This is a genomic window from Pseudoalteromonas arabiensis, assembly GCF_001550155.1.
GTDB classification, from domain to species: Bacteria; Pseudomonadota; Gammaproteobacteria; order Enterobacterales; family Alteromonadaceae; genus Pseudoalteromonas; species Pseudoalteromonas arabiensis.
Genome location: NZ_LRUF01000011.1, coordinates 1 through 12679, shown reverse-complemented (window position 1 = coordinate 12679; position 12679 = coordinate 1). Strand labels below are relative to the sequence as shown.

At 42.6% G+C, this 12679-nt stretch carries 19 protein-coding genes; 18 read left to right on the top strand and 1 reads right to left on the bottom strand.

Annotated features, from left to right (window positions below):
- Window positions 1-134: 134 nt before the first annotated feature.
- Window positions 135-1301 carry a hypothetical protein gene (locus PAARA_RS06635; RefSeq protein WP_062568384.1) on the bottom strand — a complete coding sequence of 389 codons (1167 nt, stop codon included), beginning with the start codon at window positions 1299-1301 and terminating at the stop codon, window positions 135-137.
- 350 nt (window positions 1302-1651) lie between these two features.
- Here PAARA_RS06635 and PAARA_RS06630 point away from each other — a divergent pair, with 350 nt between their 5' ends.
- The 18 genes from PAARA_RS06630 (at window position 1652) to rplQ (ending at window position 12352) form a co-directional block, all read left to right on the top strand.
- The gene (locus tag PAARA_RS06630; RefSeq protein WP_062568281.1) at window positions 1652-3595 is read left to right on the top strand and encodes an AsmA family protein; all 1944 of its coding nucleotides are present in this window, start codon (window positions 1652-1654) and stop codon (window positions 3593-3595) included.
- 276 nt (window positions 3596-3871) lie between these two features.
- Entirely contained in the window at window positions 3872-4240 is a 369-nt protein-coding gene (rplN, locus tag PAARA_RS06625; protein ID WP_058031680.1) for a 50S ribosomal protein L14, read from the top strand.
- Window positions 4241-4250: 10 nt separating this feature from the next.
- Complete coding sequence (gene rplX / locus PAARA_RS06620; protein ID WP_036974032.1) at window positions 4251-4565, top strand: 50S ribosomal protein L24; 315 nt, start codon at window positions 4251-4253, stop codon at window positions 4563-4565.
- 16 nt (window positions 4566-4581) lie between these two features.
- Window positions 4582-5121, top strand: coding sequence for a 50S ribosomal protein L5 (gene rplE, locus PAARA_RS06615; RefSeq protein WP_010392500.1), 540 nt, complete (start codon window positions 4582-4584; stop codon window positions 5119-5121).
- 10 nt (window positions 5122-5131) lie between these two features.
- A complete protein-coding gene (gene rpsN, locus PAARA_RS06610) occupies window positions 5132-5437 on the top strand; it encodes a 30S ribosomal protein S14 (RefSeq protein WP_062568280.1) in 306 nt (101 codons plus the stop codon).
- A gap of 21 nt (window positions 5438-5458) precedes the next feature.
- Entirely contained in the window at window positions 5459-5851 is a 393-nt protein-coding gene (gene rpsH, locus PAARA_RS06605) for a 30S ribosomal protein S8 (protein ID WP_062568279.1), read from the top strand.
- Between the two features lie 13 nt (window positions 5852-5864).
- Window positions 5865-6398, top strand: coding sequence for a 50S ribosomal protein L6 (rplF, locus tag PAARA_RS06600; RefSeq protein ID WP_062568278.1), 534 nt, complete (start codon window positions 5865-5867; stop codon window positions 6396-6398).
- Window positions 6399-6407: 9 nt separating this feature from the next.
- The gene (gene rplR, locus PAARA_RS06595; protein WP_062568277.1) at window positions 6408-6758 is read left to right on the top strand and encodes a 50S ribosomal protein L18; all 351 of its coding nucleotides are present in this window, start codon (window positions 6408-6410) and stop codon (window positions 6756-6758) included.
- Between the two features lie 9 nt (window positions 6759-6767).
- Complete coding sequence (gene rpsE / locus PAARA_RS06590; protein WP_036974018.1) at window positions 6768-7274, top strand: 30S ribosomal protein S5; 507 nt, start codon at window positions 6768-6770, stop codon at window positions 7272-7274.
- A 3-nt stretch (window positions 7275-7277) separates the two neighbouring features.
- Window positions 7278-7460, top strand: coding sequence for a 50S ribosomal protein L30 (gene rpmD / locus PAARA_RS06585; protein WP_016710201.1), 183 nt, complete (start codon window positions 7278-7280; stop codon window positions 7458-7460).
- 4 nt (window positions 7461-7464) lie between these two features.
- Window positions 7465-7899, top strand: a complete 435-nt coding sequence (gene rplO / locus PAARA_RS06580) for a 50S ribosomal protein L15 (protein WP_036974015.1) — start codon at window positions 7465-7467, stop codon at window positions 7897-7899.
- A 10-nt stretch (window positions 7900-7909) separates the two neighbouring features.
- Window positions 7910-9238, top strand: coding sequence for a preprotein translocase subunit SecY (secY, locus tag PAARA_RS06575; RefSeq protein ID WP_036974013.1), 1329 nt, complete (start codon window positions 7910-7912; stop codon window positions 9236-9238).
- A 22-nt stretch (window positions 9239-9260) separates the two neighbouring features.
- Complete coding sequence (rpmJ, locus tag PAARA_RS20360) at window positions 9261-9374, top strand: 50S ribosomal protein L36 (RefSeq protein ID WP_002959476.1); 114 nt, start codon at window positions 9261-9263, stop codon at window positions 9372-9374.
- Between the two features lie 127 nt (window positions 9375-9501).
- A complete protein-coding gene (gene rpsM, locus PAARA_RS06570) occupies window positions 9502-9858 on the top strand; it encodes a 30S ribosomal protein S13 (RefSeq protein ID WP_054562818.1) in 357 nt (118 codons plus the stop codon).
- A 13-nt stretch (window positions 9859-9871) separates the two neighbouring features.
- On the top strand, window positions 9872-10258 hold the full coding sequence (rpsK, locus tag PAARA_RS06565) for a 30S ribosomal protein S11 (RefSeq protein WP_036974009.1): 387 nt from the start codon (window positions 9872-9874) through the stop codon (window positions 10256-10258).
- Between the two features lie 21 nt (window positions 10259-10279).
- Complete coding sequence (gene rpsD, locus PAARA_RS06560; RefSeq protein WP_036974007.1) at window positions 10280-10900, top strand: 30S ribosomal protein S4; 621 nt, start codon at window positions 10280-10282, stop codon at window positions 10898-10900.
- Between the two features lie 24 nt (window positions 10901-10924).
- Window positions 10925-11911 carry a DNA-directed RNA polymerase subunit alpha gene (locus PAARA_RS06555; protein WP_004589198.1) on the top strand — a complete coding sequence of 329 codons (987 nt, stop codon included), beginning with the start codon at window positions 10925-10927 and terminating at the stop codon, window positions 11909-11911.
- Between the two features lie 39 nt (window positions 11912-11950).
- Window positions 11951-12352: a 50S ribosomal protein L17 gene (gene rplQ, locus PAARA_RS06550; protein WP_004589197.1), complete on the top strand. Its 402-nt coding sequence runs from the start codon at window positions 11951-11953 to the stop codon at window positions 12350-12352.
- The last annotated feature ends 327 nt before the right edge of the window (window positions 12353-12679 follow it).

Below are 12679 nucleotides of genomic sequence, written 5' to 3'. Positions count from 1 at the left end.
TAAAACAGTCTTGTAAGTATTCTTTTGGTTAAAGTTGACTTGTATTTGAATTATTCATGCGCACTTGCATGGTGCAATAAATTTCCTGGTTGCACAATGAAGACGCAACCAGGTTTTTCTTACTTGATAGAGACTTAGCCGAAAATGGCACGCATTAAACTAATGGTTTCTTCAACGCTACGGCCCTTTTCAACTTCACTGATGATTGAATCGCGCTTAGCTTTAATATGTTCAGGGATATCATCACTTGCAAGGGCGCGATCTACCAGTATTTCAGCCGATTCTTTACCGCGGCGTACAGTCTTTTTACCCGCAGAGCTTGTGCTGCTTTTAGGTTTGTTTAGTAACTTAATATAGTTAGAGCTATCAGCAGTCGCTTTGTCTGCATAATAAAAGAAGCTAGGTAACAAGGCTTTAATTTCAACTAGAGATTGTTCAAGTTCATTAGCCGCAGTAGCCATTTTGTACCAAGGCATACTATGAATGGCTTCGACAACATCTTGCCAGTAGCGCTCAAAATCGCGGTTATTTAGCTTCGTAATGCCAAGGGCTGCACAAAGGGCATCAAGTTTACTATTTACGATTGGTGTAAACACGTCAGGTCGACGCATTGCAAGTAAGCGAGTAGCAGGCGCAAGCGTTGGCTTTTCATCGCTGCCATTAAATGCCATGAAGTAAGCAACCATAAAATGCTGATAATGTTCTTGAGTTACTTCACCCTCAAGTGGAATGTGTACAAGAGCCTCATCGAACGCACCAGGTAAATCACTCAACATTTGGTGGAAACCTTTGGCGTTTTTAGTAGAAGCAAACCATTCAACGTCAAAGTTATAGCTGCTTGGATCGAGCGAGGCACTGTGCTTACCTGAAAACGCTAAACGGTCTTCTGGGATCATCTCTTTTAGTGATTGTGATTTAATTGCGGCAATGTAATTAGCTAAGCGTAGTTGCTCATCAAGGGCTACAAGCTCTTTATGCTGTTCGATGAAACTTGCGATAACTGGCCATGGCGCAACTCTTAACGTTTTTAACTGCAAAAAGCTGATTGCAGAAATTAATAAGTCATGAAGTTTTTTAAGTGTCGGTAATTGCTTATCTTCTAATAGATCGTAATTAATGCGATCGCGGCTTGCACTTAATAGCTCATAGCACCAACCTAAAAAGTCTTCAGGATGGTTTTCTACTTTAACTGCCATTAGATTTAAGCTGATATCAGAGGCTTGCTTGAGGATGTTTTGATAAATTTGACTTTCTTGCTCGCCAAGCGCCATTTTTGACGGTGAAATAAGCAGTTTCTTCATGCTTAATCGATACTCCAGTTTTGACCAAATTAGGTTGTTTAATTTTAGTACACAGGGTGCAAAAACAACAGGGTCGTGCATCATACAGAAGTCACCCCTTAGATGTCACCTACAGTGAAGACTTTTCATTTAATAGTAAAAAGCATGCTTAGATCACCTCGATTGTTCATTAAACTATTTATTTATATTTGTGGGCTATTTTTCTCTATATATGGCTCTAAGTTATTTCAGCGTTGATTCATATTCTTGTACCTAAGCTTGTTCAAAAACCTTTTTATGGATTGGGCAATGCATTTGCGCCTAACTCCCGCTATGATATGAACATTGTTTGCCCATGTTTAAGGATGATTATGAAAACCCTACTGAAAATTGTTGGTGTCATTTTCGTATTACTGATTGCATTAGTAGTCGCCGCACCATTCCTCATACCTACAGACGCGATATTTAACAAAGTATCGGAGCAAGTAGAACAAACCACAGGTCGTAGTCTGACTATTAATGGCGATAAAAAGCTGTCGGTATTTCCATCATTAAAGCTCGAATTGAATGATGTACATTTTGCGAATATGCAAACTGGCTCGCAAAAAGATATGGCAAGCATGCAGCAACTTGCAATTCGTATTCCTTGGATGTCGTTATTTGGCGGTGATTTCAAACTAGATAAGTTTGTTATTAATGAACCGACAATTTTATTAGAAACCGATAAAAATGGTAAAGCAAACTGGCAATTATTTGATGCAGTTGCTGAGCGACCACAGACAGAGCAGCAAAAAAGTTCTGGCGCCGTTAACTTACCAGATAACTTTGATATCGAGCTTGGTGAAGTAGCCATTTATGGCGGGACTTTCACCTACCTTGATGGCAAAACAGGGGCAAAACAACAAATAAGCGATTTAGAATTAGCAATCTTATTACCTTCTCTTCGTAAGACTCTTGAGTTAAAAGGCGGTATTACCTATATGGGTGAACGCTTTGACTTAGATGTCACCTTAGATACACCGGTAAAAGCGATTGAAGGCGAAACTTTTAATGTCAGCACTGAGGTTGATTCACGTTTAGTGGATGTGAACTTCAAAGGCGCGATTGCCCAAATGGGTAAAGATGTGCAAGGTCAGTTATCAGTAAGTGGTGACTCAGTTAAAGAGATAGCAAGCTGGCAAGGTGTTGAGCTTAATGCAAAAGAAAATGCCTTTAATGCGTTCAATGTTAAAGGTTCAATGCACTTAAAAGGTGATAAATTTAAGCTCACTGAGTTACTTGCCACCTTAGATGAGCTACAAATTAAAGGTAAAAGCGACATTAACTTAGGGAGTCGCTTAGCTGTGAATGCCGATATTGATTTAGGCATGCTTGATTTGAACCCTTACCTTCCAGAGGGTGTAGCTAAAGAAGAGCAAGCAGAACCAGCCACAGATACGCCTGCACAGCCAATTGTTTGGGATGATACACCAATTGATATGAGTGGCTTAAATGTACTTGATGTAAATATTGTTATTCGTTCAAGTGGTCTAAAAGCAAATGATATTACACTCGGTGAAAACCAGTTAACGGTGAACCTTAAAAATGCACTAGCAAAAATTAGCTTAGATAAATTTGTTGCTTATGAAGGCAGTGGTAAAGGTGTGATCACAGTCAATGCTAAGCAAACACCCTATAAAATTAGCACTAACTTTGCTTTAGATAAAATTGATGCACAGCCATTACTGACTGATGCAGCAGGTTTCAATAAGCTTATGGGTAAAGGCTCTTTAAACTGGGATCTAGCGACCACAGGACAAAGTCAAAAAGACTTTGTTAATGCATTAGATGGTCAGTTAGCATTTGAGTTTGCAGATGGTGCAATTAAAGGTGCGAATGTGGCAGAGATGGTGCGAAAAGGTAAAGAGCTCATTAAAGGGAACTTAAATGCTGTGTCTGAAGGGTTAGATACTGGTTTCGATAACTCTCAGCAAACAGACTTCTCAGCACTTACAGGTCGCTTCAATTTTACAGATGGGGTAGGGACTAACAATGACTTATCATTACTTAGCCCATTAATTCGCATTACAGGATCAGGTAAAGTTAACTTACCAATGACCAATGTCGATTATCGTTTAGTAACAGGCATTGTAGATTCAATTGAAGGCCAAGGCACGACTGATGACAGTACGGGCTTCAAGATCCCTCTGCGTATAAAAGGTCCTTTCCATGATGTTGGTTTCAAGCTTGACGTTAGTGACGCAGCGAAGGAAGAAGTAAAGGAAAAGGCAAAAGATAAAATTAAAGATAAATTAAAAGGCCTATTCGGAAATTAATAAAACTTTAATACGTAAATCAAAATAGGGCGCATTAGCGCCCTGTTTGTTTTATAATCAATAACAAGTGCTGATATTCCATATAGACCCCTCGACTTAGCAACACGTAATTATAAAATTAATTAAAAAATAACCTACCACTTCACTGTCATTGCTGATACAATTGCCCGCCCTTAAGAGACAACTCGCGTGTTTTTTGAGTGGAATTTAACCGAAATGTCTTGATTTTAAACAAAATTAAGGCGTGTTGTAATATCTACACCGGAGGTCATTAACATGATCCAAATGCAAACTCAGCTGGACGTTGCTGATAACAGCGGCGCTCGCAAAGTGCAGTGTATTAAAGTCCTTGGCGGTTCGCACCGTCGCTATGCAGCGGTTGGCGATATCATCAAAGTTTCTGTAAAAGAAGCAATTCCTCGCGGTAAAGTGAAGAAAGGTGATGTTAAAAACGCAGTAGTTGTGCGTACTAAAAAAGGCGTTCGTCGTCCGGACGGTTCTTTGATCCGTTTCGATAGCAATGCGGCTGTTATCTTAAATGATAACTTACAGCCAATTGGTACTCGTATCTTCGGCCCTGTGACTCGTGAGCTTCGTAATGACAAGTTCATGAAAATCGTTTCACTAGCCCCAGAAGTACTATAAGGAGTCTATCATGGCAGCAAAAATCCGTCGTGATGACGAAGTAATCGTACTAGCCGGTAAAGACAAAGGTAAGCGCGGTAAAGTGCTTTCAGTTGTTACTGAGTCTGGTCGAGTATTTGTCGAAGGCATCAACTTAATCAAGAAGCACCAAAAGCCGGTTCCTCAGTTGAACCAAGCTGGCGGTATTGTTGAGAAAGAAGCGTCTATCGACGTATCAAACGTTGCGATCTACAACTCGGAAACGGGTAAAGCAGATCGTGTAGGTTTCAAGATTGAAGATGGTAAGAAATTACGTATCTTTAAATCTACTGGTAAAACTATCTAATAGTTGGAGTAGAATGATGGCGAAACTGCATGAAGTATATAAAGACAAAGTAGTTGCTGAGCTTCAAGAGAAGTTTGGTTTCAGCTCTGTCATGCAAGTCCCTCAGATCGAAAAGATCACATTAAACATGGGTGTGGGCGAAGCTCTAGCTGACAAGAAGATCCTAGATAACGCTGTTGCGGATCTAGAAGCAATCTCTGGTCAGAAACCTCTAATCACTAAAGCACGCAAATCAGTTGCTGGCTTCAAAGTGCGTGAAGGTTACCCAATTGGTTGTAAAGTAACCCTACGTGGCGAGCGTATGTGGGACTTTTTTGAGCGTTTGGTTTCAATCGCTATCCCACGTATCCGTGACTTCCGTGGTGTAAGTGCTAAGTCTTTTGATGGACGTGGTAACTACAGCATGGGCGTACGTGAGCAAATCATCTTCCCAGAAATCGATTATGATAAAGTAGACCGTGTACGCGGTATGGATATCACAATCACTACTTCTGCGAAATCTGATGAGGAAGGCCGTGCGTTGTTAGAAGCGTTTAACTTCCCATTCAAGAAATAAGGGTAGGGTTATGGCAAAGAATTCTATGAAAGCGCGCGAAGCAAAGCGCACTAAATTAGTTGCTCAGTATGCTGAAAAGCGTGCGGCACTAAAAGCTATCATCAGTGATGTAAATACATCTGACGATGATCGTTGGGACGCGGTATTAAAGCTACAGTCTTTACCGCGTGATTCTAGCTCTTCACGTCAACGTAATCGTTGTAACGTTACGGGCCGCCCACATGGTTACCTTCGTAAATTCGGCATGAGCCGTATCAAAGTTCGCGAAGCAGCTATGCGCGGTGAAATTCCTGGCCTTAAAAAGGCTAGCTGGTAATAGAATCACGGGAGTAAGACTATGAGCTTGCAAGATCCTATTGCGGATTTGTTTACACGTATCCGTAACGGTCAGTCAGCGAAGAAAGTATCAGTATCGATGCCAACTTCAAAACTGAAAGTAGCAGTAGCTAAAGTACTAAAAGATGAAGGTTATATCGCAGATTACGCTGTAAACAGCGAAGCGAAGCCTGAGCTTTCTATCGAGTTAAAATACTTCGAAGGCAAAGCTGTTATTGAAAATATCCAGCGTGTTAGCCGCCCTGGTTTACGTATCTATAAGAAACGTGACGAATTACCTAAGGTAATGGGTGGTCTTGGTATCGCTATCGTATCAACTTCTAAAGGCCTAATGACAGACCGCGCAGCACGCAGTGCAGGCGTTGGTGGTGAGATCATTGGCTTTGTAGCTTAATCGGAGGGGAACTATGTCTCGCATAGCAAAGGCACCAATCAATGTTCCTGCCGGTGTAGAAGTTACATTAAAAGGCCAGGACATCACAGTTAAAGGCAAAAACGGTGAATTAACTCGTACAATCAACGACGCTGTTGAAGTACAAGTTAACGATAACGTTATTACAACTTTACCTCGTGAAGGCGTAGCAAATGCATGGGCACAAGCAGGTACTGCTCGCGCTCTAATCAACAACATGGTTGTTGGTACGCATGAAGGTTACGAGAAGAAGCTTCAGTTAGTAGGTGTTGGTTACCGTGCAGCAGCTAAGGGCAAAGTATTAGACTTAACTCTTGGTTTCTCACACCCGGTAAACTTCGAAGTACCAGAAGGTATTACGGTTGAAACACCAAGCCAAACAGAAGTTCTAGTTAAGGGCGTAGACAAGCAGTTAGTTGGTCAAACAGCTGCTAACATCCGTGCATACCGTAAACCTGAGCCTTATAAAGGTAAAGGTGTTCGTTACGCGGACGAGAATGTACGCCGTAAAGAGGCTAAGAAGAAGTAAGGTAAGACGATGGATAAAAAAACAGCTCGTCTACGTCGTGCTAAACGCACTCGTAGAAATTATATTGAACAAGGCACAACGCGTCTTGTTATCCACCGCACGCCACGTCACATTTACGCTCAAGTTGTAAACGCTGAGGGTACTGTACTGGCTGCTGCTTCTACTGTTGAAAAAGCAATTAGCGAAACAGTTAAAGGCACAGGTAACGTTGCAGCTGCGCAAGCAGTTGGTAAAGCGGTTGCTGAACGTGCAGCTGACAAAGGCATCGAGAAGATTGCTTTTGATCGCAGTGGCTTTAAATATCACGGCCGTGTGAAGGCGCTTGCTGATGCAGCGCGTGAAGCCGGTCTGCAATTCTAGGAGTAGACAATGGCTAACGTAGAAGCAAAGCAACAACAGCCTGATTTGGCTGAAAAGCTAATCGCGGTAAACCGTGTGTCTAAAGTGGTTAAAGGTGGTCGTATCTTTAGCTTCACTGCACTAACAGTAGTTGGTGACGGCGCAGGTAAAGTAGGTTTCGGTTATGGTAAAGCACGTGAAGTTCCAGCTGCTATTCAAAAAGCAATGGAAAAAGCACGTCGTAACATGATCAGTGTAGACCTAAACGGTAACACGCTACAGCACCCAATCAAGGGTCGCCACGCGGGTTCTAAAGTATACATGCAGCCTGCTTCTGAAGGTACAGGTATCATCGCCGGTGGTGCGATGCGTGCAGTACTAGAAGTAACTGGTGTACAGAACGTATTGTCAAAAGCATACGGTTCAACTAACCCGATCAACATCGTTCGTGCAACGATTGCAGCTCTAGAGAACATGAACTCTCCAGAGTCAATCGCTGCTAAACGTGGTCTTAGCGTTGACGAAATCACGGGGTAAACCATGGCTAATAAAACTGTAAAAGTAACACAAGTAAAGAGCTCTATCGGTCGTTTACCGAAGCATAAAGCTACATTACGCGGTCTTGGTTTACGTCGTATCAATCACACTGTTGAGTTAGAAGACACAGCATGTGTGCGTGGTATGATTAACCAAGTTTCTTACATGGTAAAGGTTGAGGGTTAATTCGATGCGTTTGAATACACTTTCACCTGCTGCAGGTGCAAAAACTGAAAAGAAACGTCTAGGTCGTGGTATCGGTTCTGGTCTTGGTAAGACTGGTGGTCGTGGTCATAAAGGCCAAAAATCACGTTCTGGCGGTAAAGTTCGCGTTGGTTTCGAAGGCGGTCAAATGCCTATGCAACGTCGTCTACCAAAATTTGGTTTCACTTCACGTAAATCACTAGTATCTACTGAAGTTAACCTTTTTGAAATCGCTAAAGTTGAAGGCGATGTAGTAGACGTAAACGCGTTACAAGCAGCTGGTCTAGTTAAAAAGAACATCCAGTTCGTTAAAGTAGTTAAATCTGGCGAAGTTTCACGCGCAGTAACCGTTAAAGGTCTTAAAGTGACTAAAGGTGCTCGCGAAGCTATCGAAGCTGCCGGAGGCAAGGTAGAAGACTAAGGAAGTACTAATGGCTAAACCAGGTCAAGATATGAAAAGTGCACAAAGTGGGCTTTCGGAATTGAAGCGTCGATTACTATTTGTATTAGGTGCTATCATTATTTACCGTCTAGGTTCATTCGTGCCGATCCCTGGGATTGACGCCGCTGTACTTGCCGATTTCTTCGAGCAACAAAAGGGCACCATTGTTGAAATGTTTAACATGTTCAGCGGTGGTGCGCTTGAGCGCGCTTCAGTGTTAGCACTGGGTATTATGCCGTATATCTCGGCTTCGATTATTACGCAACTATTAACGCATATGTATCCGCCGTTTATAGAGCTTAAGAAAGAAGGTGAGCAAGGGCGTAAGAAAATTAGCCAGTACACACGCTACGGCACGCTTGTGCTTGCTACTATCCAATCAATCGGTATTGCTACAAGCTTACCGGGTATGATGGACGGGTTAGTTGTTAACCCAGGTATTGGTTTCTACTTCACTGCTGTAGTGAGTTTAGTAACTGGTACTATGTTCCTGATGTGGTTGGGCGAACAAATTACAGAACGCGGTATCGGTAACGGTATCTCTGTTCTTATTTTTGTTGGTATCGTAGCTAACCTGCCGTCTGCTATTGGTTCGACAGCCGAAATGGCGCGCCAAGGTGATCTGAATGTACTTGTACTGTTATTGATTGCTGTAATCGTATTCGCTGTTACTTACCTCGTGGTATTCTTTGAACGTGGTCAACGTCGTATCGTCGTTAACTATGCAAAGCGTCAACAAGGTCGTCAGGTATTTGCTGCTCAAAGCACGCACTTACCATTAAAAGTAAATATGGCGGGTGTTATTCCACCAATCTTTGCTAGCAGTATAATTCTGTTCCCTGGTACAATTGCAAGCTGGTTCGGCCAGGGTGAAGGTCCGGTCGCTGATGTGCTACAAGCAATCGCTACAACGTTGACTCCGGGTCAACCTTTATATGCGATGGTTTTAGCTGCGGCTATTATCTTCTTCTGCTTTTTCTACACCGCGTTGGTATTTAACCCGCGTGAAACAGCAGATAACCTGAAAAAATCTGGCGCATTTATCCCAGGTATTCGTCCAGGTGAGCAGACATCTAAATACATTGATAAAGTGATGACACGCCTGACATTGGCAGGTGCTTTGTATATAACCTTTATCTGTCTGGTGCCCGAATTCATGACTATGGCATGGCAAACGCCATTCTATTTCGGCGGTACATCAATTTTGATTATCGTTGTTGTAATCATGGACTTTATGGCACAAGTACAGACGCATCTGATGTCACATCAGTATGATTCTGTGCTGAAAAAAGCAAACCTTAAAGGCTACGGTCGATAAGGTCAGTTTACGGAGTTGAGCAATGAAAGTACGTGCTTCCGTTAAGAAAATATGCCGTAACTGTAAAGTTATTAAACGTGCTGGTGTAGTACGCGTAATTTGCAGTGAGCCTAAGCATAAGCAAAGGCAAGGCTAAGTAAACAGTCGTGCAGGCTGAGTTATTCACTCGGCCTGTGTTTTTAATGTGATTTGGTCTTCGTTTGAGTATCCTTGCGGGCTTTTCAAACAGATGATAACCAAATTCAAATATAGGAGATGTGTTAGTGGCCCGTATCGCTGGCATTAACGTCCCTGATCATAAACATGCAGTTATCGGTTTAACTGCTATTTATGGCATAGGTAAGACTCGCTCTAAGGAAATCTTAGCAGCGACTGGTATCGCCGAGACCACAAAAATCGGTGAACTTTCAGACGAAACACTTGACGTATTGCGTGAAGCAGTTGGCAAGTACACTGTAGAAGGTGACCTTCGTCGTGAAGTTACATTAAATATCAAGCGCCTTATGGACCTTGGTTGTTTCCGTGGCCTACGTCACCGTCGTTCGTTACCACTACGTGGTCAACGTACTAAGACTAACGCGCGTACTCGTAAGGGTCCTCGCAAGCCTATCAAGAAATAAGGTGGGGTAGATTATGGCTAAAGCACCAATTCGTCGTAAGAAGGTTAAAAAGCAAGTTGCTGATGGTATGGCTCACGTTCATGCTTCTTTCAACAACACTATTGTAACAATTACCGACCGTCAAGGTAATGCACTATCTTGGGCAACAGCAGGTGGTTCAGGTTTCCGTGGTTCACGTAAATCTACTCCATTCGCGGCTCAGGTTGCTGCAGAGCGTGCAGGTACTGCTGCTCAAGAATACGGTTTAAAAAATCTAGAAGTTTTCATCAAAGGTCCAGGTCCAGGTCGTGAATCTGCTGTACGTGCTTTGAATGCTGCTGGTTACCGTATCACCAACATCACTGACGTGACGCCAATCCCTCATAATGGTTGTCGTCCACCGAAGAAACGTCGCGTTTAACAATAGGTTAGGAGAAATAACATGGCAAGATATTTGGGCCCTAAGCTCAAGCTGAGTCGTCGTGAAGGTACTGACCTGTTCCTTAAGAGCGGCGTAAGAGCTATCGACTCTAAGTGTAAACTTGAGACTGCACCTGGTCAGCACGGCGCTCGTAAAGGTCGCTTATCTGATTACGGTTTACAGCTACGTGAAAAGCAAAAAGTACGTCGTATCTACGGTGTATTAGAAAAGCAATTCCGTAACTACTACAAAGAAGCTGCTCGCCTTAAAGGTAATACAGGTGAAAACTTGTTACAGCTTTTAGAGCAACGTTTAGACAATGTTGTATATCGCATGGGTTTTGCTAGCACGCGCGCTGAAGCACGTCAGTTAGTAAGCCACAAAGCGATTTTAGTTAATGGTCGTGTAGTGAACATCCCTTCATACGTAATTACTCCAGAAGATACTGTTGTAATTCGTGAGAAGTCAAAAACACAAGCACGTATCATCGCTGCTCTAGAGTTGGCTGAGCAACGTGAAAAGCCGACTTGGGTTGAAGTTGACGGTAAGAAAATGGAAGGTAGCTTCAAGCGCCTACCTGAGCGTTCAGATCTGTCTGCGGACATTAACGAACAACTAATCGTCGAACTTTACTCTAAGTAAAGTTAAGAGTTAAGAGAGGATAAAATGCAGGGTTCTGTTACCGAATTCCTAAAACCAAGGTTAGTCGATATCGACGCTATCAACCCAACGCGTTCTAAAGTAGTTTTAGAACCATTAGAGCGTGGCTTTGGTCACACTTTGGGTAATGCCTTACGCCGTATACTGTTATCATCTATGCCTGGATGTGCAGTAACTGAAGTAGAAATCGACGGTGTATTGCATGAGTACAGCGCGAAAGAGGGCGTACAAGAAGACATCATTGAAATTCTGTTAAACCTTAAAGGTCTAGCAGTAACTTTAGAAGGCAAAGATGAAGTTTTTCTGACCCTGACTAAATCTGGTGTAGGCCCTGTGACTGCGGCTGATATTCAGCACGATGGTGATGTAACTATCGCCAACCCAGATCACGTTATCTGTCACCTTACGACAGATAGCAGCGAGATCAGCATGCGTATTCGTGTTGAGCGCGGTCGCGGTTATGTGCCGGCATCTAGTCGTTTATCCTCTGATGACGATGAGCGTCCAATTGGTCGTCTGCTGCTTGATGCATCATTCAGCCCAGTTGAACGTATTGCGTACTCGGTTGAATCAGCCCGTGTTGAGCAACGTACAGACTTAGACAAGTTAATCATTGATATGGAAACGAACGGCACTTTAGATCCTGAAGAAGCGATCCGCCGTGCGTCTACTATCTTAGCTGAGCAATTAGATGCATTCGTAGATTTACGTGATGTAACTGAGCCAGAAGAGAAAGAAGAGAAGCCAGAATTCGATCCTATTCTACTTCGCCCAGTTGATGATCTTGAACTAACAGTACGTTCAGCAAACTGTTTGAAAGCCGAGCAAATTCAATATATCGGTGATTTAGTTCAGCGCACTGAAGTTGAGCTTCTTAAAACGCCTAACTTAGGTAAGAAGTCTCTAACTGAAATTAAAGACGTGCTAGCTTCACGTGGTCTTTCTCTAGGTATGCGCCTAGAAAATTGGCCGCCTGCAAGCCTAGCTGAATAATCTAAATCACTATATTAGTTTAGTTAGAAGGATAGGGTCATGCGCCATCGTAAGAGTGGTCGTCAATTAAACCGTAACAGCAGCCATCGCAAAGCGATGTTCAGCAACATGGCTGGTTCTTTGGTGAAACATGAAATCATCAAAACAACTTTGCCTAAAGCTAAAGAGTTGCGCCGTGTAATTGAACCTTTAATCACACTGGCTAAGACTGACAGTGTAGCAAACCGCCGTTTAGCGTTTGCTCGCACGCGTGATAATGAAGTAGTTGGTAAATTATTCAGCGAAATCGGTCCACGTAATACAGACCGTCCTGGTGGTTACACTCGTATTCTTAAGTGTGGCTTCCGTGCTGGTGATAATGCACCAATGGCTTATATTGAACTAGTTGGTCGCCCAGCGACAAACGAAGAAGTTCAAGAAGACGCGCAGTCTGCAGAGTAAGTCGTAAAGACACCAAAAAGCCGAGCTTATGCTCGGCTTTTTACTTTCTGAAATTCACTATCAATAAATTAACTCTATCAATCCCCAAGCATCACCCTAGAATCTTGAAGCAACTAGCAACTAGCAACTAGCAACTAGCAACTAGCAACTAGCAATTAAGATCACATATAAAGATCAAACCGCGTTCTTTAATAGCTACACCTTCTTTATATAGAAGTTAAAAACAAGCATATATAAAATACAGTGGCTAAATAGCCATAATACGAACGATTTAGTGCTATTTTTACGCGTTTCGCTGGTATTTTGCACGAACAGTCATTTTTTTCA

What these genes read in the sequence shown, in the direction of transcription:
- PAARA_RS06635 (WP_062568384.1), bottom strand. Translation starts at nt 1,301, where the DNA reads ATGAAGAAACTGCTTATTTCACCGTCAAAAATGGCGCTTGGCGAGCAA.
- PAARA_RS06630 (WP_062568281.1), top strand. Translation starts at nt 1,652, where the DNA reads ATGAAAACCCTACTGAAAATTGTTGGTGTCATTTTCGTATTACTGATT.
- rplN (WP_058031680.1), top strand. Translation starts at nt 3,872, where the DNA reads ATGATCCAAATGCAAACTCAGCTGGACGTTGCTGATAACAGCGGCGCT.
- rplX (WP_036974032.1), top strand. Translation starts at nt 4,251, where the DNA reads ATGGCAGCAAAAATCCGTCGTGATGACGAAGTAATCGTACTAGCCGGT.
- rplE (WP_010392500.1), top strand. Translation starts at nt 4,582, where the DNA reads ATGGCGAAACTGCATGAAGTATATAAAGACAAAGTAGTTGCTGAGCTT.
- rpsN (WP_062568280.1), top strand. Translation starts at nt 5,132, where the DNA reads ATGGCAAAGAATTCTATGAAAGCGCGCGAAGCAAAGCGCACTAAATTA.
- rpsH (WP_062568279.1), top strand. Translation starts at nt 5,459, where the DNA reads ATGAGCTTGCAAGATCCTATTGCGGATTTGTTTACACGTATCCGTAAC.
- rplF (WP_062568278.1), top strand. Translation starts at nt 5,865, where the DNA reads ATGTCTCGCATAGCAAAGGCACCAATCAATGTTCCTGCCGGTGTAGAA.
- rplR (WP_062568277.1), top strand. Translation starts at nt 6,408, where the DNA reads ATGGATAAAAAAACAGCTCGTCTACGTCGTGCTAAACGCACTCGTAGA.
- rpsE (WP_036974018.1), top strand. Translation starts at nt 6,768, where the DNA reads ATGGCTAACGTAGAAGCAAAGCAACAACAGCCTGATTTGGCTGAAAAG.
- rpmD (WP_016710201.1), top strand. Translation starts at nt 7,278, where the DNA reads ATGGCTAATAAAACTGTAAAAGTAACACAAGTAAAGAGCTCTATCGGT.
- rplO (WP_036974015.1), top strand. Translation starts at nt 7,465, where the DNA reads ATGCGTTTGAATACACTTTCACCTGCTGCAGGTGCAAAAACTGAAAAG.
- secY (WP_036974013.1), top strand. Translation starts at nt 7,910, where the DNA reads ATGGCTAAACCAGGTCAAGATATGAAAAGTGCACAAAGTGGGCTTTCG.
- rpmJ (WP_002959476.1), top strand. Translation starts at nt 9,261, where the DNA reads ATGAAAGTACGTGCTTCCGTTAAGAAAATATGCCGTAACTGTAAAGTT.
- rpsK (WP_036974009.1), top strand. Translation starts at nt 9,872, where the DNA reads ATGGCTAAAGCACCAATTCGTCGTAAGAAGGTTAAAAAGCAAGTTGCT.
- rpsD (WP_036974007.1), top strand. Translation starts at nt 10,280, where the DNA reads ATGGCAAGATATTTGGGCCCTAAGCTCAAGCTGAGTCGTCGTGAAGGT.
- PAARA_RS06555 (WP_004589198.1), top strand. Translation starts at nt 10,925, where the DNA reads ATGCAGGGTTCTGTTACCGAATTCCTAAAACCAAGGTTAGTCGATATC.
- rplQ (WP_004589197.1), top strand. Translation starts at nt 11,951, where the DNA reads ATGCGCCATCGTAAGAGTGGTCGTCAATTAAACCGTAACAGCAGCCAT.